Source organism: Pseudomonas mandelii (assembly GCF_006438925.1).
In the GTDB taxonomy this organism is placed as follows: domain Bacteria; phylum Pseudomonadota; class Gammaproteobacteria; order Pseudomonadales; family Pseudomonadaceae; genus Aquipseudomonas; species Aquipseudomonas mandelii_C.
Genome location: NZ_RCZA01000015.1, coordinates 106277 through 127804, shown reverse-complemented (window position 1 = coordinate 127804; position 21528 = coordinate 106277). Strand labels below are relative to the sequence as shown.

Below are 21528 nucleotides of genomic sequence, written 5' to 3'. Positions count from 1 at the left end.
CTTTCAAAGTTTCCTTTGCAACTTCAACCACTTGCGCTTCCGATCTCTCGTTAGCGGGAGGCGAATTCTACAGCGTTACTCGCTGCTGTCAACACCTCTTTTACACCGCTTTCGACCGAGAAGATCGAATCGTTAAAAGAGCCAAACAACCTCGCTCTTTCAACTCCTTCTGGGCTTCGATGACCTGAAGCAACTCGCTGCCGAAAACTGCTTAACTCATTGTTTACCAAGGAGTTTTCCGTTTCGACTGCGCCGGAAGTGGGGCGAATTATAGACTTCCAGAATCTGCCGTCAACACCTATTTTCACAATTCTGTCATATAGGTAAAAAAGCCCCTGAAACACAAAGGCCGGCCCCAAGGGGCCGGCCTTCTTCCCTTCTACTTACAAGCTAGGGAATGCGAACTGCGAAGCTTCATGGCTCGCCCGTTGTGGCCAGCGCTGGGTTATGGCCTTGCGACGGGTGTAGAAACGCACGCCATCCGGACCATACGCATGCAAGTCGCCGAACAGCGAGCGCTTCCAGCCGCCAAAGCTGTGATAAGCCACCGGTACCGGCAGCGGTACGTTGACGCCGACCATACCGACTTCGATCTCGTCGCAGAACAACCGTGCCGCTTCCCCATCACGGGTAAAGATGCAGGTACCGTTGCCATACTCGTGATCGTTGATCAGCTGCATCGCCTCTTCCAGGCTGTTAACCCGGACAACACACAGCACCGGCCCGAAGATCTCTTCTTTATAGATGCGCATTTCTGGCGTGACGTTATCAAACAGGCAGCCACCCAGGAAGAAACCTTCCTCATGACCAGCCACGCTCAGACCACGACCATCGACCACCAAAGAAGCACCCGCCGAAACACCGTCTTCTATATAACCACTGACTTTGTCGCGAGCCTGGCCGGAAACCAGCGGCCCCATGTCCAGACCACAGGTCGTACCCGCACCGATCTTCAGCGCCTTGATCTGCGGCGTCAGTTTGGCCACCAACGCATCCGCCACCTGGTCACCGACGCACACAGCCACCGAGATCGCCATGCAACGTTCACCGCAAGAACCATACGCCGCGCCCATCAATGCGCTGACCGCATTATCCAGATCCGCATCCGGCATCAACACCGCATGGTTCTTCGCGCCACCCAATGCCTGAACACGTTTGCCGCGCTTAGTGCCTTCGGCATAAATGTATTCGGCAATCGGCGTCGAACCAACGAAGCTCAACGCTTTGACTTCCGGCGCTTCGATCAGTGCGTCCACCGCAGCCTTGTCGCCATGCACGACGCTCAGCACACCTTTAGGCAGACCGGCTTCCAGCAACAGTTGAGCGATCAACAGTGTGGAGCTTGGATCACGCTCGGACGGTTTGAGAATGAAGCAGTTACCGCAGACGATCGCCAGCGGATACATCCACAGCGGCACCATGGCCGGGAAGTTGAACGGCGTAATACCAGCCACCACGCCCAGCGGCTGGAAGTCCGACCAGGCATCAATGTTCGGGCCAACGTTACGGCTGTACTCGCCCTTGAGGATTTCCGGTGCTGCGCAAGCGAACTCGACGTTCTCGATTCCGCGTTTCAGTTCACCGGCAGCATCTTCCAGGGTCTTGCCGTGCTCTTCACTGATCAGTTGGGCAATACGCGCTTCGTTCTGCTCCAGCAATTGCTTGAAGCGGAACATTACTTGCGCACGCTTGGCTGGCGGCGTGTTACGCCAGGCCGGGAACGCAGCTTTAGCCGAGTCGATGGCTTTTTGAATGGTTTCGCGGCTGGCCAACGGCAGCTTGTGGATTGCCTTGCCGGTGGACGGGTTGAACACGTCAGCTGTGCGACCGTCTTCGGTCACCAGTTCGCCATTGATCAAATGCGGGATGAGGCTCATGCAGGGCTCCTGAAAAGTTGTCCACAGGCGCCCTTTGAAGGGCGCCTCTATATAGAGGGGGAAATCAGTCGATTTTGTTCAGCACTTCGCCGACCGCGTCGAACAGACGATCAAGGTCTTGCGGCTTGCTGTTGAAGGTTGGGCCGAACTGCAGGGTGTCGCCGCCAAAGCGCACGTAGAACCCGGCTTTCCACAGGGCCATGCCGGCTTCGAACGGACGCACGATGGCGTCGCCATCACGCGGTGCGATCTGGATCGCACCAGCCAAACCGTAGTTACGAATATCGATGATGTTTTTCGAGCCCTTCAGACCGTGCAGCGCATTTTCGAAATGCGGCGCGACTTCGGCCACGCTCTGCACCAGGTTTTCCTTTTGCAGCAGGTCGAGTGCCGCCAGGCCAGCGGCGCAAGCCACCGGGTGCGCGGAATAGGTGTAGCCGTGCGGGAATTCCACCGCGTACTCAGGCGTCGCCTGGTTCATGAAGGTCTGGTAGATCTCGGAGCTGGCAATCACCGCGCCCATCGGGATCGCGCCGTTAGTGACTTGCTTGGCGATGCACATCAGGTCCGGGGTCACGCCAAAGCTGTCGGCGCCGAACATCGAACCGGTACGACCGAAACCGGTGATCACTTCGTCGAACACCAACAGGATGTTGTGCTGATCGCAGATCTCGCGCAGACGCTTCAGGTAACCCTGTGGTGGAACCAGTACGCCAGCGGAACCGGCCATTGGCTCAACGAACACCGCAGCGATGTTCGAAGCGTCATGCAACTCGATCAGCTTGAGCAGTTCATCCGCCAGGGCGATACCGCCCTCTTTCGGCATACCACGGGAATAAGCATTGCTCGCCAGCAAGGTGTGAGGCAGATGATCGACGTCCATCATCGCCTGACCGAACATTTTGCGGTTGCCGTTCACACCGCCGAGACTGGTGCCGGCGATGTTTACGCCGTGATAACCACGGGCACGGCCGATCATTTTGGTCTTGGTCGCCTGGCCTTTCAGACGCCAGTAAGCACGAACCATTTTCACCGCCGTGTCAGCGCACTCGGAACCCGAGTCAGTGAAGAACACGTGATTCAGATTGCCCGGGGTCAAGTCGGTGATTTTCTCAGCCAGCTGGAACGACAGCGGATGGCCGTACTGGAAGCCTGGCGAGTAATCGAGGGTGCCTAATTGCTTGGCGACCGCTTCCTGAATTTCCTTGCGGGTATGCCCGGCGCCGCAGGTCCACAGACCGGACAGCGAATCGTAAACCTTGCGGCCCTTGTCATCGATCAGCCAACTACCTTCAGCCGCCACGATCAGTCGCGGATCGCGCTGGAAATTACGGTTGGCGGTGTAGGGCATCCAGTGAGCATCGAGCTTGAGCTGGCTGGCCAGGGAAGTCGGGGCGTTTTCAGGCACGTTCATGGGCAAAACCTCGCAGGGCAATAAGCGGCATAGAGATCAAAAGCGTTCTTGCAGCTAAATTGCCACGGGGATAAAGTCGGTGAAATCCAACTCTTCTAACGTTCAGTCAGCCCTCCACTAAACTTTGAGTAATTAAAGCATGAGCAACCGTCGCCCCGATCCGCTGGCGCAAGTCAGTGACTTTGATATCCGCCTGCTTCGGATCTTTCGCAGTGTGGTGGAGTGCGGCGGCTTCTCGGCCGCGGAATCGGTGCTGGGTATCGGCCGCTCAGCCATCAGCCAGCAAATGAGCGATCTGGAACAGCGCCTCGGCTTGCGTTTGTGCCAACGGGGTCGCGCCGGGTTTTCCCTGACCGAAGAAGGTCGCGAGGTTTACCAATCGGCCTTGCAGCTATTAAGTGCGCTGGAAAGTTTCCGCACTGAGGTCAATGGTCTGCACCAACACTTGCGCGGCGAATTGACCATCGGCCTGACCGACAATCTGGTCACCCTGCCCCACATGCGCATCACCCACGCCTTGGCGCAATTGAAGGAACGCGGGCCGGACGTGCAGATCCAGATCCGCATGATTGCGCCCAATGAAGTCGAACAAGGCGTGCTCGACGGTCGATTGCATGTCGGCGTGGTGCCGCAGGCCAGCGCGCTGTCGGGGCTGGAATATCAGCCGCTCTATAGCGAACGCTCGCTACTGTATTGCGCGGTCGGTCATCCGTTGTTTTATGTCGACGATAAACAACTGAATGACGAGCGCCTCAATAGCCAGGACGCCATTGCGCCGACCTTCCGTTTGCCCGCGGAAATCCAGGCCCATTACCAGGCGCTCAATTGCACCGCCAGTGCCTCGGACCGGGAAGGCATGGCGTTCCTGATCCTGACCGGACGCTTCATCGGTTACCTGCCGGACCACTACGCCAGCCTCTGGGTGCAGCAAGGCCGGTTGCGTGCGCTGAAACCAAAGGTGCGTTTTTATGACCTGAGCCTCGCATCGGTCACGCGCAAGGGCCGTCGCCCGCATTTGGTGCTGGAAAGTTTTCTGGAGAGTCTGGCTGCGACACGCTAGGTTTTATCGCGTCAGGACTTGTCTGATGCCTGTGGGTGCGCTATCAACGCATTGGTTGCACCCACCCACCTGTTCGGAAGTGCCTATGACCTTTGAAGTCCCCGCTCACGGCGGAAAACCTGCCAGCCGCATTCGTCAGAAGAACGAAGAGACCATCATCAAAGCCGCCGAAGACGAGTTCGCCCGTCACGGATTCAAAGGCACCAGCATGAACACCATCGCCCTGAATGCCGGGTTGCCCAAGGCGAATCTGCATTACTACTTCACCAACAAACTCGGTTTGTACGTGGCGGTGTTGAGCAACATCCTCCAGTTGTGGGACAGCACCTTCAACACCCTGACAGCCGAGGATGATCCGGCCGAAGCGCTGACGCGTTACATCCGCGCCAAGATGGAATTCTCCCGTCGTCAGCCACAAGCCTCGCGGATCTTCGCGATGGAAGTCATCAGCGGCGGCGAATGCCTGACCGAGTACTTCAACCAGGATTATCGCGCCTGGTTCCAGGGCCGGGCGGGCGTGTTCCAAGCCTGGATCGACGCCGGAAAAATGGACCCGGTCGACCCGGTGAACCTGATCTTCCTGTTGTGGGGCAGCACACAGCATTACGCGGATTTCGCCACACAGATCTGCCGTGTCAGCGGGCGCACCAAGTTGACCAAGCAAGACATGGAAGACGCCGGCAACAACCTGATCCGCATCATTCTCAAGGGCTGCGGCCTGACGCCAACGATCTAAGACACTTATGCCTTTTACCCTCAGCGGTTTTTGCGAGTACCGCGAAGAGATTCGCAAAAGCCGCTTCATCACTTTCGCCGCGCCGATCAGCAGCCCTGCTGAAGCCCAGGCGTTCATCGACCAGCACAGCGATGTGAATGCCTCGCACAATTGCTGGGCCTGGAAGCTTGGCGACCAATACCGCAGCACTGACGATGGCGAGCCCGGCGGCACCGCTGGCCGGCCGATTCTGGCGGCGATCGACGCGCAGGATTGCGATCAGGTCGCCGTGCTGGTGATTCGTTGGTATGGCGGCATTCAACTCGGCACCGGTGGCCTCGCCCGCGCGTATGGCGGCGGCGCCAACAAGTGCCTGCAAGCCGCGGCAAAGGTTGAACTGATCAGTCGGGTGCCGGTGAGTTGTGCCTGTGCTTTTGCAGAGTTGCCGCTGGTGAAGCTTCGGGTGGCGGAACTGGGTGGATTGGTTGTGGAAGAAACGTTCACGGCCAACGGCGTAGAGCTGCAATTGGCGATCGGCGAAAGCCAGATCGATACCCTGCAAACGCAGCTGGCGGATTTGAGCCGCGGGCGCATTTTGTTGCAGCACTAATCGCACCAACAACGTTCACAGCCCTTTCGTCGAACCGGTGCATTTGCCCACATCTACTGTGCACCCGGCTGTGGATAACCTGAGCACACCCGGCTGTAACCCTTCTGTCACGCGGCTTTGCGGGCGTTGCTCACTTTTCGACCAATCCGCCATCAAAAAAGCTAAATCCACGTAAAAACAATCAGTTAGAGCGGTTTATCACCTTTAGAAGAAAGCCACGCAGTGCTTATGCCCGAGCTTCGGGCTTGCGCACAAATACTGTGGAGCAATCTGTGGATAACCCGTTCATGGCTGTCGCCGTCCCATGTCCGGCATGGCTTGCCGCAAGTTGCTCGTTTTTTGACCAAACACCCTGAGCAAAACCGGAGCCTGATCAACGGCTTTGCCCTCAAGTGGTGCCTGGTTCGGAATCGACATAGGGCGAGGCGTCGCCTTCAAAGCCTTTGCCTATACCACCTTTGAGCTTTCCTGACTCAATGGCCAGGAAATTGCTTTGTCCACAGGCATCCCTTCAATCGACCCGAGCCTGTCATGCCCAACCCCGTGCCGATCCCCGATCAAACACCTCGTCTGCAACTGCGCAGAATCAGCAAGCGCTACCCCGGCTGCCTGGCCAACGACGCCATCGACTTGAGCATTGCACCCGGCGAAATCCATGCCCTGCTTGGCGAAAACGGCGCGGGCAAAAGTACGCTGATGAAGATCATCTATGGCGTTACCCATGCCGACTCGGGAGAGATGATCTGGCAAGGGCAACGCGTGACGATGCGCAACCCGGCTCAGGCTCGCAGTCTGGGAATCGGCATGGTGTTCCAGCATTTCTCGCTGTTCGAAACGCTGAGCGTGGCGCAGAACATTGCCTTGGCGATGGGCGCGGCGGCGGGCACACCGAAACAGCTTGAGCCAAAGATTCGAGAAGTCTCCCGGCGCTACGGCATGGCGCTGGAACCGGAACGACTTGTCCACAGCCTGTCGATCGGCGAACGGCAACGGGTAGAAATTATTCGCTGCCTGATGCAAGACATCCGTCTGCTGATTCTCGATGAGCCGACTTCAGTGCTGACGCCCCAGGAAGCCGACGAATTGTTCGTTACCTTGCGTCGGCTGGCTGCCGAGGGCTGCAGCATTCTGTTTATCAGCCACAAGCTCGGTGAAGTCCGCGCGCTGTGCCATAGCGCCACGGTGTTACGCGGCGGTCGGGTGGCCGGGCATTGCGTGCCGGTGGAGTGCTCGGATCAGCAACTGGCGCGGTTGATGGTCGGTGAAGCAGCCGAGATGATCACCTCTTATCCAAAGGTGATCGGCAGCGACGTATTTTTGAATGTGAGCGGATTGTCCTGGCACAACCCGGATCCGTTCGGCTGCTCGCTGAAGGACGTCGATCTTCAAGTGCGCAGTGGCGAAATCGTCGGCATCGCCGGTGTCGCGGGCAATGGTCAGGATGAGTTTTTAGCCTTGCTCAGCGGCGAAGAACGGCTGACCCGCAACGAGGGCGAGACGGTCAGCTTCGGCGCGCAACCGGTCGCGCATTTGCGCCCCGATGCTCGGCGCAAGCTCGGCCTGGCCTTCGTTCCCGCTGAACGCCTCGGCCATGGCGCGGTGCCGGACCTGAGCCTGGCCGACAACGCCTTGCTCACCGCATTTCAACAAGGACTGGTCAGCAACGGCCTGATCCAGCGCGGCAAGGTCGAAGCGCTGGCCGAAGAAATCATCCGTCGCTTCGGGGTCAAGACACCCGACACCCAGACACCGGCCCGCAGCCTGTCCGGCGGCAACTTGCAGAAATTCATCCTCGGCCGGGAAATCCTGCAGCAACCGAAACTGCTGGTGGCCGCACACCCGACCTGGGGCGTGGACGTCGGCGCCGCCGCGACCATTCACCGGGCGCTGATTGCCTTGCGCGATGCCGGCGCGGCGATCCTGGTGATCTCCGAAGACCTCGACGAACTGTTCCAGATCAGCGACCGCCTCGGCGCTTTGTGCAGCGGTCGATTGTCGCCGCTCAAGGCCACGGTCGACACGCGCCTGACCGATGTCGGCGGCTGGATGGCCGGCCAGTTCGACACCCCTCAATCACCTGCACCCGCAACGGTTTAACGGAGTTTCACATGCTGCTTTCTCTCGAACCCCGTGGCCAGCAATCGCGCCTGATGCTGTGGTGCTCGCCATTGCTGGCGGCGATCCTGACGTTGGGCTGTGGCTCGCTGCTGTTTATCGCGCTGGGGCATGATCCGCTGCTCACGCTCCACACCTTGCTGATCGCGCCGGTCAGCGACCTGTATGGCGTCTCCGAGTTGCTGGTCAAAGCGCTACCGATTTTGCTCTGCGCCTTGGGGCTGGCGGTGGCGTACCAAGCACGAATCTGGAACATCGGCGCCGAGGGCCAGTTGCTGCTTGGCGCGCTGGCCGGCAGTGCGCTGGCGGTGAACATTATCGGCATGCAAAGTCGCTGGGCGCTGGTGCTGATCCTGCTCACCGGCACCTTGGCCGGTGCCGCATGGGCCGGGCTGACGGCGTGGTTGCGCACACGTTTCAATGCCAACGAAATCCTCACCAGCATCATGCTCAATTACATCGCCCTGAACCTGTTGCTGTTCTGTGTGCATGGGCCGCTGAAGGATCCGGCGGGGTTCAACTTTCCGGAGTCGGCGATGTTCGGTGATGCCAGCCGTTTGCCGCTGCTGATGGAGGATGGTCGGGTTCACGTGGGCGTGTATTTCGCCTTGCTCGCGTTGGTGGCGGTGTGGGTGTTGCTGCAGAAAAGCTTTATCGGGTTCCAGATCAAAGTACTCGGGCTGGACAAGCGCGCAGCGGGGTTCGTCGGCTTTCGCGAGAAGCGGCTGATCTGGCTGGCGCTATTGATCAGCGGAGGGCTGGCGGGGCTGGCCGGGGTGTGTGAAGTCACTGGGCCGATCGGCCAATTGGTGCCGCAAGTCTCGCCTGGTTATGGCTATGCCGCGATCACCGTGGCGTTTCTCGGCCGGCTCAATCCCATCGGCATCCTGTTTTCCAGCCTGCTGATGGCGCTGCTGTACATCGGCGGCGAGAGCGCGCAGATGAGCCTGAATCTGCCGCAAGCAATCACCCAATTGTTCCAGGGAATGATGCTGTTTTTCCTGCTGGCCAGTGACGTGCTGATTCTCTACCGACCACGTTTGAACTTGCGCTGGGTCCGCCGTGCGCCAGTCACCGCCGTACACGCAGGAGCGCTGTGATGGATATCGATCTGCTGAGCAATATTTTCTACGCCATGGTCCGTTGCGGTACGCCGCTGCTGTTGGTGGCGCTGGGCGAACTGATCTGCGAGAAGAGCGGCGTCCTCAACCTGGGTCAGGAAGGCATGATGCTGTTTGGCGCGGTGATCGGTTTTATCGTCGCCCTGAACAGCGGCAACCTGTGGCTCGGTGTGTTGCTGGCGATGCTTGCCGGGATGCTGTTGTCGTCGTTATTTGCGCTGGTGGCGCTGGTGTTCAACGCCAATCAGGTGGCCACCGGGTTGGCGCTGACGATCTTCGGTGTGGGCCTGTCGACCTTTGTCGGCGCGGCGTGGGTCGGTAAACCGCTCGCAGGTTTCGAGCCGGTGGCGATTCCTTATTTGAGTGAAATCCCGCTGATCGGGCGGATGCTGTTTGCGCAGGATCTGCTGGTGTATGTGTCGTTCGCGTTGTTTGCGCTGGTGGCGTGGGTGATTGTGAAAAGTCGCGTCGGGCTGATCATTCAGGCGGTCGGGGAAAATCCGGATGCGGCCAGCGCCATGGGCTTACCGGTATTGGGCGTGCGCACGTTGGCGGTGCTGTTTGGTGGGGCGATGGCTGGATTGGCCGGGGCGTATCTGTCTCTGGCTTACACGCCGATGTGGGCGGAAAACATGAGCGCCGGCCGGGGCTGGATTGCCCTGGCACTGGTGGTGTTTGCCAGTTGGCGGGTGTGGCGATTGCTGCTGGGGGCGTATCTGTTCGGGCTCGCCAGCATCCTGCACCTGGTGGCGCAGGGATTGGGCCTGGCGATTCCGTCGAGTCTGCTGGCGATGCTGCCGTATGTCGCGACCATTGTGGTGTTGGTGCTGCTGTCGCGAGATGCGGTGCGTACGCGGTTGTATGCGCCGGTGTCGTTGGGGCAGCCTTGGCAGGCTGGGCATTAGTGGTTGTCTGCACCGGCCTCTTCGCGAGCAGGCTCGCTCCCACAGTAGTCCGGGTTTAACTCAGGATTGCGGGCCGACACGGATCCCCTGTGGGAGCGAGCCTGCTCGCGAAGGCGTCCGCACTGGCAACACCTGAACAACGCCCCATGCCAATTCAAAGACCAAAAAAACCACCAATAACGAACTCGCCCCGTGGGCCAAGGCATACAGCTGCCAAGCCGCAAACAGGAATCTGCCCACCGCGTCATACCGTCCATAAACCTGCTGCGGATCCCGAATCCGCAGCACCGCCCACACGCAGACAATCGACCCCAACAGATTGGCCATCAGCATGTGCATCGGCTCAAACGGCGGCAACTCGCCAGGCAAGTTGAACGCCTGACTCACACTCAACAAAACGTCATGCAACGCCGCAAAACTCCACGGCGTGACAAACGCTGCCGTCACGATCAAGTCATACCAGGCGCTACCCTTCACCAACCGGCGATATTGCGTTGAAGTCCACATCCGTCTTGCTCCAGAAAATCAGGGAGCAACAAGGCTAAAGCCTGGAGTATGCTCCAGGGTCAAGCCCTCTTGAGACGTCATGATGCGCATCGGTGAATTAGCCCAGGCCAGCGCCGTCAGCCGCGACACGCTGCGCTTCTACGAGCAGCGCGGGTTGATTGCAGCGCAACGCAGCGCCAACGGTTATCGCGACTATCCGGCGGACATGGTGCAACTGGTGCTGTACATCAAGACCGCGCAACGTCTGGGCTTTACCCTCGGCGAGATCGGCAACAGCGTCGCCGCGTTATGGCAATCGCCCGACCCGGACAGCGCCGTCACGCAATTGCTGCAAGACAAACTCAAACTGATCGAAACCCGAATCGACGAACTCGGCGCGCTGCGTCAGGAGTTGCAGCAACGGCTCGGTCAACGTTGTCCATTGAATCCGTGATCCTCATTTATCAAGGAAGCCACTTATGTCTACGGCAAAAACCGCACTCATCATCGGCGCCTCCCGGGGCCTGGGCCTCGGTCTGGTGAAAACCCTGTTGGCTGACGGCTGGCAGGTCACCGCCACCGTGCGCAACCCGCAGAACGCCGAAGCCTTGCAGGCCTTGGGCAAGGTGCGGATCGAAAAACTCGACATGGACGATCAGCAGGCGGTCATCGCCCTCAGCCAACAACTCAAGGGGGAAGTGTTTGACCTGCTGTTCGTGAATGCCGGGGTCAAAGGCCCGGAAGTTCAAACGCCGGGCGGCGCGACCCTGGCCGAAGTTGGCCAACTGTTCTTCACCAATGCGGTGGCACCGATCAATCTGGCCCAGCGTTTTGTCGGGCAGATTCGTCCGGATACCGGCGTGCTGGCGTTCATGAGTTCGGTGCTCGGTAGCGTGACCATGCCGGATGCGCCGGAGCTGGCGTTGTACAAGGCCAGCAAAGCCGCGCTGAACTCGATGACCAACAGCTTCGTCACTCAGTTGGGCGAGCAGAAACTCACCGTGCTGTCGCTGCATCCGGGTTGGGTGAAGACCGATATGGGCGGTGAAGGCGCCGACATCGATGTGGACACCAGTACGCGTGGGTTGGTCGATCAGGTGAATGCATATACCGGCAAGGGCGGGCATCACTTCGTGAACTACAGAGGCGAAACCATTCCCTGGTAAACACCGCCGCCCTCCTGTGGGAGCGAGCCTGCTCGCGAAGGCGGTAGTACATTCAACATTGTTGTTGGCTGACACACCGCTTTCGCGAGCAGGCTCGCTCCCACAGGGACTCATTCCACATCGGGGTTTTGCATCATCTGGTCGGGCCGGGCTTGCCCGCCGAGCGGTTTTGTTCGAAACTCCGCACCTCGTCCCCGCGGCGACCCTGGATCAGCAGACAGGGTAATCACTGAGCTGGCTAACCTGAACCCCACTTTCAGAGGAGCCGGCCAACATGCCTGCGACCCGTACCTGGTTAAAAAACCCCCTCGCGATCTTCACTGCCAATGGCCTCGATGCCCGTGGCGGCCTGGTGCTGCAAGACGGTTTGATCGTCGAAGTGCTCGCCGCCGGCCAGCAACCGTCCGCGCCCTGTGGACAAGTGTTCGATGCCCGCGAGCATGTGATCCTGCCGGGACTGATCAACACCCATCACCACTTCTATCAAACCCTGACCCGCGCCTGGGCGCCGGTGGTCAATCAGCCGTTGTTCCCGTGGCTGAAAACCCTCTACCCGGTCTGGGCACGCCTCACACCCGAAAAACTCGCCCTCGCCAGCAAAGTCGCATTGGCCGAGTTGCTGCTGTCCGGCTGCACCACCGCGGCCGATCACCATTACCTGTTTCCGCAAGGCCTGGAAAATGCGATCGACGTGCAAGTCGAGAGCGTCCGCGAACTGGGCATGCGCGCTATGTTGACGCGCGGCTCCATGAGCCTCGGCGAGAAGGACGGCGGCCTGCCGCCGCAACAGACCGTGCAGGAAGGCGAAGTGATCCTCGCCGACAGCCAACGCTTGATCGCCGAGTACCACGAGCGTGGCGACGGTGCGCAAATCCAGATCGCCCTGGCGCCGTGCTCGCCGTTCTCGGTGACCCCGGAAATCATGTCCGCCAGCGCCGAACTGGCGAACAAACTCGACGTGCGCCTGCACACCCATCTGGCCGAAACCCTCGACGAAGAAGACTTCTGTCTGCAACGCTTCGGCCTGCGCACTGTGGATTACCTGGACAGCGTCGGCTGGCTCGGCCCGCGCACCTGGCTGGCTCACGGCATCCACTTCAACCCGGACGAAATCGCTCGCCTCGGCGCCGCCGGCACCGGCATTTGCCATTGCCCGAGTTCGAACATGCGTCTGGCTTCCGGCATCTGCCCGACGCTGGACCTGACGGCTGCGGGTGCATTACTGGGCTTGGGCGTGGATGGTTCGGCGTCCAACGATGCGTCGAACATGATGCTGGAAACCCGTCAGGCGCTTTACATTCAGCGGCTGCGATATGGCGCCGAGAAGATCACCCCGGAACTGGTTCTGGGGTGGGCGACCAAGGGGTCGGCGAGTTTGCTCGGGCGTACCGATATCGGCGAGCTGGCGGTGGGTAAGCAGGCGGATCTGGCCCTGTTCAAGCTCGATGAGCTGCGGTTCTCCGGCAGTCATGATCCGGTGTCGGCGTTGCTGCTGTGCGGCGCTGATCGGGCGGATCGGGTGATGGTTGGGGGCAAGTGGCGGGTGATTGATGGGCAGGTTGAAGGGCTGGATCTTAAAGGCCTGATCGCTGATCACAGCCAGGCGGCTCGGCAGTTGATTGCCGGTACCTGACACAACACCCATCAACTGTGGGAGCGAGCCTGCTCGCGATGACGGAGTGTCAGTCGACATCAATGGTGTCTGACACACCGCTATCGCGAGCAGGCTCGCTCCCACAATTGGTTTTGTGGTGTGTTTAGAGGCCCAGCAGCGACAGCATGATGAATGTCGCAAACAGCACAAAGTGGGTCATGCCTTCGATGGCATTGGTTTCGCCATCGTTGAGGTTGATTGCGCTGACGATCAGGGTGAGGAAGACCATCACGGTCTGCACCGGGGTCATCGCCATCTGGAACGGCTGGCCGGTGTAAAGCGCCATCGCTTCCATCACCGGCACCGTCAGGATGACCGTCGACAGCGATGCGCCCATGGCGATGTTGACCACTGACTGCATGCGGTTGGCCAGTGCCGCCCGCAACGCGGTCAGGATCTCCGGCGCCGCCGAGATTGCCGCCACCAGGATCGCCGTGATCACCGGCGGTGCGCCCGTCCCTTCCAGGCCCAGATCGAGGGTCTTGGACATCACCTCGGCCAATGCGCCGATCACCACCACGCCAAACACCAACGTGCCGATACTCAGCACCAGATTGACCGGTTCAGGTTCCTCCTCCGGGACTTTCTTGCGACGTTTTTCCGGGTAGCTGTAACTGAAAAAATAGCTGTGCGGCCCGACCTGCATGCGCAGGAACAGGGTGTAGAGCACGATCATCGCGCCGATGGTGAACGCCGAATAAATCTTCCAGTTGGCCTCGGGAATAAACTCCGGCACCACCATGGAAACGCCCATGGCGGTGAGGATCATCACGCTGTAACTGCGCGCCGAGTCATCGTTGTAGGACTGTTCGCCGTGCTTGATCCCGCCCATCAACGCGGCCAGGCCGAGAATGCCGTTGATGTCGAGCATCACCGCCGAATAAATCGTGTCGCGCACCAGGGTCGGCGAGGCTTCGTTGCTCATCATGATCGCCAGAATCACCACTTCTACCAGCACCGCGGCCAGGGTCAGGATCATCGTGCCGTAAGGGTCACCGACTTTTTCGGCCAGCAGTTCGGCGTGATGGGCGACGCGCATGGAGGCAACGACGATGAAGGCGATCAGTACGAGGCCGGCGGTCAACGCGATGGGCTGGCCGCTGTGCAGCATCCAGTGCTCCAGCGGATAGGCGACGACGGCGGCAATCACTGCCAGCAGCAGAAACTTTTCTTGCTTGAGGAGTGTGAGCATTGCGGGCCTTTTTGCCGTGTGAAGCGAAACCAGGGTGATGAGCTAGTGACTGCGGGGCGGCGCTAACGTTTCGTTACACCTTAGCGCACCAGTGGATGGCAGCTATGCCAAGTCATGCACTTTTATCGGCCTCAAGGGCCTCTTCGCGAGCAGGCTCGCTCCCACATTGGAATGCGTTCTCCTGTGGGAGCGAGCCTGCTCGCGAAGGCCGTTACGCGGTTTCGGCATTTGTTGTCTTGTTGGTCAGCAACTTGCATTGGCCTTGCCAACCTAACAACACCATGGAGTTCGAATTCATGCACAAACGTCCGTTGAAGAAGCTGCTTTGCGCCGTCGCCGCAGCCATCGGTCTAAGCGTAAGCCTGACCGCCACTGCCGCCGACCCGCTGAAAGTCGGCTTCGTCTACATCGGTCCGATCGGTGACCACGGCTGGACGTATCAGCATGAACAGGGACGCAAGGCGCTGGCCGAAAAATTCGGTAACCAGATCACCACCAACTATGTGGAAAACGTCGCCGAAGGCGCCGACGCCGAGCGGGTGATCCGCAACATGGCCAAGGACAAGTACGACCTGATCTTCACCACATCCTTCGGCTACATGAACCCGACCCTGAAAGTCGCCAAGCAATTTCCCAAGGTGACCTTCGAGCACGCCACCGGCTACAAACAGGACAAGAACCTCGGCACTTACCTGGCGCGCACGTATGAAGGGCGCTACGTCGGCGGATTCCTCGCGGCGAAGATGACCAAGACCAAGAAGATCGGTTACGTCGCGTCCTTCCCGATCCCGGAAGTGATCCGCGACATCAACGCCATTCAACTGGCCCTGAACAAGTACAACCCCGGCACCGAGATCAAAGTGGTGTGGGTCAACTCCTGGTTCGATCCGGGCAAAGAAGCCGATGCCGCCAATGCGTTGATCGATCAGGGGGTGGACGTGGTGTTCCAGCACACCGACAGCCCGGCGCCGATCCAGGCGGCTGAACGCCGCGGCGTGTATGCCGTGGGCTACGCTTCGGACATGGCGCACTTCGGGCCGAAAGCGGTGCTGACGTCCATCGTCAACGACTGGGGGCCGCACTACATTCAGGCGACCCAAAGCGTGCTCGACCACACGTGGAAGTCGCAGGATTACTGGGGCGGGTTGAAGGAAGGTACGGTTGAGTTGCCGATCAGCGATCTGGTGCCAGCACCGGTGAAAGCCGAGGCAGAGCAGATCATTGCCGACATCAAAAGCGGTGCTTTCCACCCGTTCACCGGACCGATCAAGGATCAGGCAGGCGTCGAAAAGATTGCGGCGGGCGCGACGGCGAGCAATGCGGAGCTGGCATCGATGAACTACTACGTTGAAGGCATGAAGGCCGATATTCCGAAGTAACTCCCGAGCCAAACACAAAACTCCTTGTGGGAGCGGGCTTGCTCGCGAAGGCGGTGTGTCAGCCAACATCAATGTTGAATGTGCTGGCCTCTTCGCGAGCAAGCTCGCTCCCACATTGGATTTCCAGCGTTCTTAAGGACTGCGCATGAACCAGCTCCCGATCATCGACATCGCCCCGCTCTACACCGATGACGCATCCACCTGGCAATCCATCGCCACACAAATCGACCGCGCCTGCCGCGAGTGGGGCTTCTTCTACATCAAGGGTCACCCGATCAGCGCCGCGCGCATTAACGCCGTACTCGACAGCGCCCAACGTTTCTTCGCCCTGCCCGCCGCCGAAAAACTCAAGATCGACATAACCCAATCCCGACACCATCGCGGTTATGGCGCCATCGCCACTGAACAACTCGACCCGAGCAAACCCAGCGATCTGAAAGAAACCTTCGACATGGGCCTGCATCTGCCGGCCGATCACCCGCAAGTGCTGGCGGAAAAACCGCTGCGCGGCCCCAACCGCCATCCGTCGATGCCCGGCTGGGAATCGCTGATGGAGCAGCACTACGTCGACATGCAGGCCTTGGCCCTAACCCTGTTACGGGCCATAACCGTGGCGCTGGGGATCGAGCGCGACTTTTTCGACACCCGCTTCGTTGAGCCGGTCAGCGTGCTGCGGCTGATTCATTACCCACCGCGCCACACCGCCAGTTCCGAAGAGCAACAAGGCGCCGGGGCCCACACCGATTACGGTTGTATCACCCTGCTGTATCAGGATGCCGCCGGCGGCCTGCAAGTGCGAAACGTTAAAGGCGAGTGGATCGATGCACCGCCGATCGACGGCACGTTCGTGGTCAACCTCGGCGACATGATGGCGCGCTGGAGCAACGACCGTTACCTGTCGACGCCGCACCGGGTGATCAGCCCGCTGGGCGTTGATCGTTACTCGATGCCCTTCTTCGCCGAGCCGCACCCCGACACGGTCATCGAATGCCTGCCCGGCTGTCAGGATGAATGGCACCCGGCAAAGTATCCGGCCACCACCTGCGCACAATTCCTGCTCTCGCGCTTCGCCGATACTTACGCCTATCGACGGGAACAGGAAGCGGTGTGATGAACCGGCTGGTCAGGTTTTGCTAATTGTTTCCACGGGCATCTGTAGAATGCTCGCCATCTGCACCTGATGAGAAAAGACTATGTACGACTGGCTGAACGCCCTGCCCAAGGCAGAACTGCACCTGCACCTTGAGGGTTCGCTGGAGCCTGAACTGCTGTTCGCCCTGGCCGAACGCAACAAGATTTCCCTGCCGTGGAGCGACGTCGAAACCCTGCGCAAGGCCTACGCCTTCAACAACCTGCAAGAGTTTCTCGACCTGTATTACCAGGGCGCCGACGTGTTGCGCACCTCTCAGGATTTCTACGACCTGACCTGGGCCTACCTGTTGCGTTGCAAGGCGCAGAACGTGATTCACACCGAACCGTTCTTCGACCCGCAGACCCACACCGACCGTGGCGTGCCGTTCGAAGTGGTGCTCAACGGCATCGCCGCCGCGTTGAAGGATGGCGAGCAGCAACTGGGCATCACCAGCGGTTTGATCCTGAGCTTCCTGCGCCACTTGAGCGAAGACGAAGCCCAGAAAACCCTCGACCAGGCGCTGCCGTTCCGTGATGCGTTTGTGGCGGTCGGTCTGGACAGTTCGGAAATGGGTCACCCGCCGAGCAAGTTCCAGCGCGTGTTTGATCGCGCTCGTCACGAAGGCTTCCTGACCGTCGCCCACGCCGGTGAAGAAGGCCCGCCCGAGTACATCTGGGAAGCCCTCGATCTGCTGAAAGTCCAGCGCATCGACCATGGCGTGCGCGCCATCGAAGACGAGCGTTTGATGCAGCGGATCATCGACGAGCAAATCCCGCTGACCGTGTGCCCGTTGTCGAACACCAAGCTCTGCGTGTTCGATCACATGTCCCAGCACAACATTCTCGACATGCTCGAGCGTGGCGTGAAAGTGACCGTAAACTCGGATGACCCGGCGTACTTCGGCGGTTATGTCACCGAGAACTTCCATGCGCTGTATACCGATCTGGGCATGACGCAGGATCAGGCCAAGCGATTGGCGCAGAACAGCCTGGATGCACGGTTGGTGAAACCTTAAAGTCAAAAGATCGCAGCCTTCGGCAGCTCCTACAGGGTGTACACATAACCTTGTAGGAGCTGCCGAAGGCTGCGATCTTTTTTGCATCTACCCCACAATGGCTTCGCTTAATTCTTCCAGTGTCTTTCCTCGCGTCTCCATCCCGAACACCCACACCACCCCTGCCGCAATCGCAAAACACATCGCCCCCAGCGCAAACACCCCGCCCTGCCCCGTCATCGGGAAAACCAGCCCCGTCACCATTGGCCCAAGCAACGAACCCACGCGACCAATCGCCGAAGCAAACCCCGAGCCCGTGGCCCGCGCCGATGTCGGGTACAACTCCGGTGTGTAGGTGTAAAGCACCGCCCACATGCCGAACAGGAAAAACTGCATCAGCAGCCCCGACGCAATCAACAGGCTGACGTTGCCGCCAAACACTGCGCTCTGACCATAAAGAAACGCCATCACCCCGCCGCCGAGTAACGTCACCACACACACCGGTTTACGTCCCCAACGCTCCACCAGCCAGGCGGCCATCAGGAAACCGGGAATCCCGCCAAGGGAAATCAACACCGTGTAATACACCGACTGGGTCACGGCAAAACCCGACTGCTGCAGCAAGGCACTGAGCCAGGACGTCAGGCCATAGAACCCCAGCAAGGCGAAGAACCAGACGCTCCAGATCATCATCGTGCGCTGGCGGTACAGCGGCGACCAGATCTGCCGCAACGCGGAAAAGAAATGGCCCGGCGTACTCGCCACTCTCGGCAGGCGGATCGGCTCAGGCAGCTGCGAACGCCCCAGAGATGTCCGGACCCGATCCTCGATGCGCAGCAAGACCTTATCCGCCACGTCATGATGTCCGGCCTGTTCCAGCCAGCGCGGTGATTCGGGAATGAAAAAGCGAATCGCCAGGACAAATACCGCCGGCACCGCCAACACCAGGAAGATGTCCCGCCAGCCAATCACCGGCAGCAGGAAGTACGACAGTACGCCGGCGGCGACGAAGCCCAGCGGCCAGAAACCGTCCATTAACGCGATATAGCGCCCACGCTTCTTGGCCGGAATCAGCTCCGAGAGCATCGACTGAGCGATGGGAAACTCCATGCCCATGCCAATCCCCAACAGGATTCGGAACAACGTCAGCGTTTCGACGTTCTGCGCCGTGGAGCACAGATAGCTGGCGATCCCCCACAACACGATGCTCCACTGGAACACCGGTTTGCGGCCAAAACGGTCGGCCAGCATGCCGGACAGTGACGCCCCCACAACCATGCCGAAAAAGCTCGAACTGGCCAGCAACCCGGCCTGAGCCGTGCTCAGGCCAAACTCGGTTTTGATCGAGCCGAGCAGAAAAGTCATCATCGCCAGGTCCATGGAGTCGAAGAAAAACGCCAGGGCAATGATGATGAAAATGATCCGGTGATAACCGCTGATGGGCAGCCGTTCCAGTCGTTCTGCCGCGCTGAAGCCTCGTGTTTCCATGCCACATTCCCCCAATCCGAAAGTCCCCGGACGAGTGTGCGCGATAGCTGCTGGGGGTTACTGCTGGATGCGACCTGTTCGCAGCTCTGAACGACGCCCGAAGCTTCGGACGTCGATCGCGATGCCTCTACAACGCCATTTCCAGCTCGGTTTCCTTGGCGAACCGATGGATTTCACGCTGCCCCGCGGCGGTGACCTGCAAGGCTCGCGAATCGTTGGGCAGGCTCAACCAACCTGACTGCATGAACAATTGCAGCAACGCCGCCCCCAGTGACCCGCCCATGTGCGGACGTCTTTCGCTCCAGTCCGGACAAGCGCAGGCGACTCGGCTGTTGCGATGAGCCAGCGCCTGGATGAACACACCTCGTGTCGCCAATTGCGTGGCGCCCTTGTGAGTGATCGCGACCCGCTGATCGAACTGTTCGATCCAGCCCGCATCCAGCAGACGCTGGTAAAGATCGGCGGCAAGGGTGCCGCCCAAATGGTCGTCGCAAAGCCTGGCGCGCAAGAGTGACGAAGGCGCCGCCTGAGGTTTGGCGATGGGTGTCGTGCACTTGAAAATGTCCGGGATTTCCCGAGGAGCGCTGGCGAGGGTGGCGCTGGCCAGTGCCTCTATCGCGGCACCCACTTCAGGTGCGGCAAGACGAAAGAACCGCTTGCGGCCGCGGATTTCGACTTTCAACAGACCTCCGGCGGACAAACGCCCCAGATGTGCACTGGCCGAAGACGGTGACAGGCCGGCCAACAAGGCCAGCTCTTCGGTTTGTCGCGCCGAGCCGTCCATCAAGGCCCACATCATTGCGCTGCGCTTTGGGTCAGCCAGCAACGTGGCGATCTGGCTGATGCAAGGTGCATGTTCCATGTATTCACTCCCTGTTGAATCGTTTCGTCTACTGCTCAGAGACATCTTGACCAGTAATGTGTCGTCGGCCAAGGCGTGGAAACCGCCATAAACCGGGCAAAGCCGGCCAATCGCACAGGCCATTGCTCGCAGATTTCGCAAAGCCGCGGCGATTGACCATGGGGCCTGGCTGACTCGGATGTGGACTCGCCATTGCGAGATCGACGGTGCGTACATGAGGCGAGCGCTAGTATATGCGGGTTAACCGCCGGTTCCTGCCCTTGGGAAACCGTTGGTGGTGATAGTTCCTGAGTGAAATTTCGCTATTTGCCTGCGACTAATGATCGGGGCCCGATAACGTCGGAAATTGGCTACTCAACCGGGCGCATCGGCTGGCGAGCATTTCCCGCAAAAGGTTCACCGGCTTACTCAATTGTGCGCGATGGGCGCACAACAAATTCAGCGGTGCGCGCTCACAGAGCAGTTCCGGCATGAGCACTTTCAACCGACCGGCCAGCACATCGGCCGCGACATCGAGCCAGGATTTGTAGGCGATCCCGGCACCTGCCACGGCCCACAGACGCACGACATCGGCATCATCGCTGAAACGATCGCCGCTGACGGTCAGGCTGACCTCGCGTTTGCCGTCGTGAAAACTCCAATGATCGTGGACCCGGCTGCCGAGCATGAACAGCAGGCAGTTGTGCTGAGCCAGTTGCTCCAGTTGCCGTGGCTCGCCATGCCGGGCCAGGTAACTCGGGGCGGCACAGAGCACGCGGCGGTTCTGCGGGGCGATGGGCAGCGCCACCAGGCTTGAGTCTTCCGGCTCGCCGTACCGCAGGGCGATGTCCACCGGTTGGCGGAACAGGTCGGCGATGCGGTCGCCCAACAGCAAACGCACCGTAAGCTTCGGATGCTCACGCTGAAACTCGTCCAGCCAGGGCAGCAGCAGATTGCGGCCAAAGTCCGAAGGCGCCGAGAGCTGCAAAATACCGCTGACCTGGTCCTGACCACTGGCCAATAAACGACGACCCTCATCGAGATTGCTCAAGGCAGCCCGAGCGTATTCGAGAAATCCCTCGCCCTCAGCGGTCAGCCGCAGGCTACGGGTAGAACGGGCAAGCAACCGGGCGCCGAGCTGCTGTTCGATGCGCTTCAACGCCGCACTGGCCACCGCGGCCGACATGTCCATCCCCCGCGCCGCTGCTGACAGACTGCCCAGGTCCGCCGCCCGGACAAACAACTGCAAGTCATCGAAACGCAGCATTTCAGCCTCGATTATCAAAAAAACATTGAAAGAGACTGCTCTTTTAGCGGGTTTTATCTTGCAGAGAAATAGCCAATTATCCGTCCCATCGAATTCATCCCGTTCCCGGAGC

The 21528-nt window shown here is 59.8% G+C and carries 19 protein-coding genes; 12 read left to right on the top strand and 7 right to left on the bottom strand.

Annotated features, from left to right (window positions below; translation table 11 throughout):
- Positions 1-383: 383 nt before the first annotated feature.
- A complete protein-coding gene (locus tag EAH74_RS28760; protein ID WP_140683286.1) occupies positions 384-1877 on the bottom strand; it encodes a CoA-acylating methylmalonate-semialdehyde dehydrogenase in 1494 nt (497 codons plus the stop codon).
- 64 nt (positions 1878-1941) lie between these two features.
- Positions 1942-3291: an aspartate aminotransferase family protein gene (locus EAH74_RS28755; protein ID WP_123369258.1), complete on the bottom strand. Its 1350-nt coding sequence runs from the start codon at positions 3289-3291 to the stop codon at positions 1942-1944.
- A 139-nt stretch (positions 3292-3430) separates the two neighbouring features.
- Here EAH74_RS28755 and EAH74_RS28750 point away from each other — a divergent pair, with 139 nt between their 5' ends.
- The 6 genes from EAH74_RS28750 to EAH74_RS28725 all read left to right on the top strand — a co-directional run bounded on the left by EAH74_RS28750 (position 3431) and on the right by EAH74_RS28725 (position 9817).
- Positions 3431-4351 carry a LysR family transcriptional regulator gene (locus EAH74_RS28750; RefSeq protein ID WP_140683283.1) on the top strand — a complete coding sequence of 307 codons (921 nt, stop codon included), beginning with the start codon at positions 3431-3433 and terminating at the stop codon, positions 4349-4351.
- Positions 4352-4436: 85 nt separating this feature from the next.
- Positions 4437-5087: a TetR/AcrR family transcriptional regulator gene (locus EAH74_RS28745; RefSeq protein WP_046044703.1), complete on the top strand. Its 651-nt coding sequence runs from the start codon at positions 4437-4439 to the stop codon at positions 5085-5087.
- A 7-nt stretch (positions 5088-5094) separates the two neighbouring features.
- On the top strand, positions 5095-5676 hold the full coding sequence (locus tag EAH74_RS28740; protein ID WP_140683280.1) for an IMPACT family protein: 582 nt from the start codon (positions 5095-5097) through the stop codon (positions 5674-5676).
- A 531-nt stretch (positions 5677-6207) separates the two neighbouring features.
- Positions 6208-7773, top strand: a complete 1566-nt coding sequence (locus EAH74_RS28735; protein ID WP_140683277.1) for an ABC transporter ATP-binding protein — start codon at positions 6208-6210, stop codon at positions 7771-7773.
- A gap of 11 nt (positions 7774-7784) precedes the next feature.
- The gene (locus tag EAH74_RS28730; RefSeq protein ID WP_140683274.1) at positions 7785-8891 is read left to right on the top strand and encodes an ABC transporter permease; all 1107 of its coding nucleotides are present in this window, start codon (positions 7785-7787) and stop codon (positions 8889-8891) included.
- Positions 8891-9817, top strand: coding sequence for an ABC transporter permease (locus EAH74_RS28725; protein WP_140683271.1), 927 nt, complete (start codon positions 8891-8893; stop codon positions 9815-9817). Before EAH74_RS28730 ends, EAH74_RS28725 begins: the two co-directional genes overlap by 1 nt.
- A gap of 60 nt (positions 9818-9877) precedes the next feature.
- Here the strand turns inward: EAH74_RS28725 and EAH74_RS28720 are convergent, their stop codons facing one another.
- The gene (locus EAH74_RS28720) at positions 9878-10324 is read right to left on the bottom strand and encodes a hypothetical protein (protein WP_140683268.1); all 447 of its coding nucleotides are present in this window, start codon (positions 10322-10324) and stop codon (positions 9878-9880) included.
- Between the two features lie 82 nt (positions 10325-10406).
- On the opposite strand from EAH74_RS28720, the gene EAH74_RS28715 reads away from it, so the two are divergent.
- From EAH74_RS28715 to EAH74_RS28705, 3 genes are all read left to right on the top strand, one after another.
- Positions 10407-10757: a MerR family transcriptional regulator gene (locus tag EAH74_RS28715; protein WP_046054540.1), complete on the top strand. Its 351-nt coding sequence runs from the start codon at positions 10407-10409 to the stop codon at positions 10755-10757.
- Positions 10758-10782: 25 nt separating this feature from the next.
- Positions 10783-11469 (top strand): SDR family oxidoreductase, encoded by a 687-nt coding sequence (locus EAH74_RS28710; RefSeq protein WP_123369251.1) that lies wholly within the window; start codon positions 10783-10785, stop codon positions 11467-11469.
- A gap of 274 nt (positions 11470-11743) precedes the next feature.
- Positions 11744-13102 (top strand): 8-oxoguanine deaminase, encoded by a 1359-nt coding sequence (locus EAH74_RS28705; protein WP_140683265.1) that lies wholly within the window; start codon positions 11744-11746, stop codon positions 13100-13102.
- Positions 13103-13226: 124 nt separating this feature from the next.
- Here EAH74_RS28705 and EAH74_RS28700 read toward each other — a convergent pair whose 3' ends face one another.
- On the bottom strand, positions 13227-14315 hold the full coding sequence (locus EAH74_RS28700) for a calcium:proton antiporter (protein ID WP_123369249.1): 1089 nt from the start codon (positions 14313-14315) through the stop codon (positions 13227-13229).
- A 296-nt stretch (positions 14316-14611) separates the two neighbouring features.
- Between EAH74_RS28700 and EAH74_RS28695 the strand changes: the two genes are divergently transcribed.
- The 3 genes from EAH74_RS28695 (at position 14612) to EAH74_RS28685 (ending at position 17841) form a co-directional block, all read left to right on the top strand.
- Positions 14612-15694 carry a BMP family ABC transporter substrate-binding protein gene (locus EAH74_RS28695; protein WP_140683262.1) on the top strand — a complete coding sequence of 361 codons (1083 nt, stop codon included), beginning with the start codon at positions 14612-14614 and terminating at the stop codon, positions 15692-15694.
- A 145-nt stretch (positions 15695-15839) separates the two neighbouring features.
- Positions 15840-16805: a 2-oxoglutarate and iron-dependent oxygenase domain-containing protein gene (locus EAH74_RS28690; RefSeq protein WP_140683259.1), complete on the top strand. Its 966-nt coding sequence runs from the start codon at positions 15840-15842 to the stop codon at positions 16803-16805.
- An 82-nt stretch (positions 16806-16887) separates the two neighbouring features.
- Positions 16888-17841 (top strand): adenosine deaminase, encoded by a 954-nt coding sequence (locus EAH74_RS28685; RefSeq protein WP_140683256.1) that lies wholly within the window; start codon positions 16888-16890, stop codon positions 17839-17841.
- 87 nt (positions 17842-17928) lie between these two features.
- Here the strand turns inward: EAH74_RS28685 and EAH74_RS28680 are convergent, their stop codons facing one another.
- The 3 genes from EAH74_RS28680 to EAH74_RS28670 form a co-directional block, all read right to left on the bottom strand.
- Positions 17929-19308, bottom strand: a complete 1380-nt coding sequence (locus tag EAH74_RS28680) for an MFS transporter (RefSeq protein ID WP_140683253.1) — start codon at positions 19306-19308, stop codon at positions 17929-17931.
- Between the two features lie 127 nt (positions 19309-19435).
- A complete protein-coding gene (locus EAH74_RS28675; RefSeq protein WP_140683250.1) occupies positions 19436-20170 on the bottom strand; it encodes an ArsR/SmtB family transcription factor in 735 nt (244 codons plus the stop codon).
- A 316-nt stretch (positions 20171-20486) separates the two neighbouring features.
- Positions 20487-21416, bottom strand: a complete 930-nt coding sequence (locus tag EAH74_RS28670; RefSeq protein WP_129438744.1) for a LysR family transcriptional regulator — start codon at positions 21414-21416, stop codon at positions 20487-20489.
- Positions 21417-21528 lie beyond the last annotated feature (112 nt).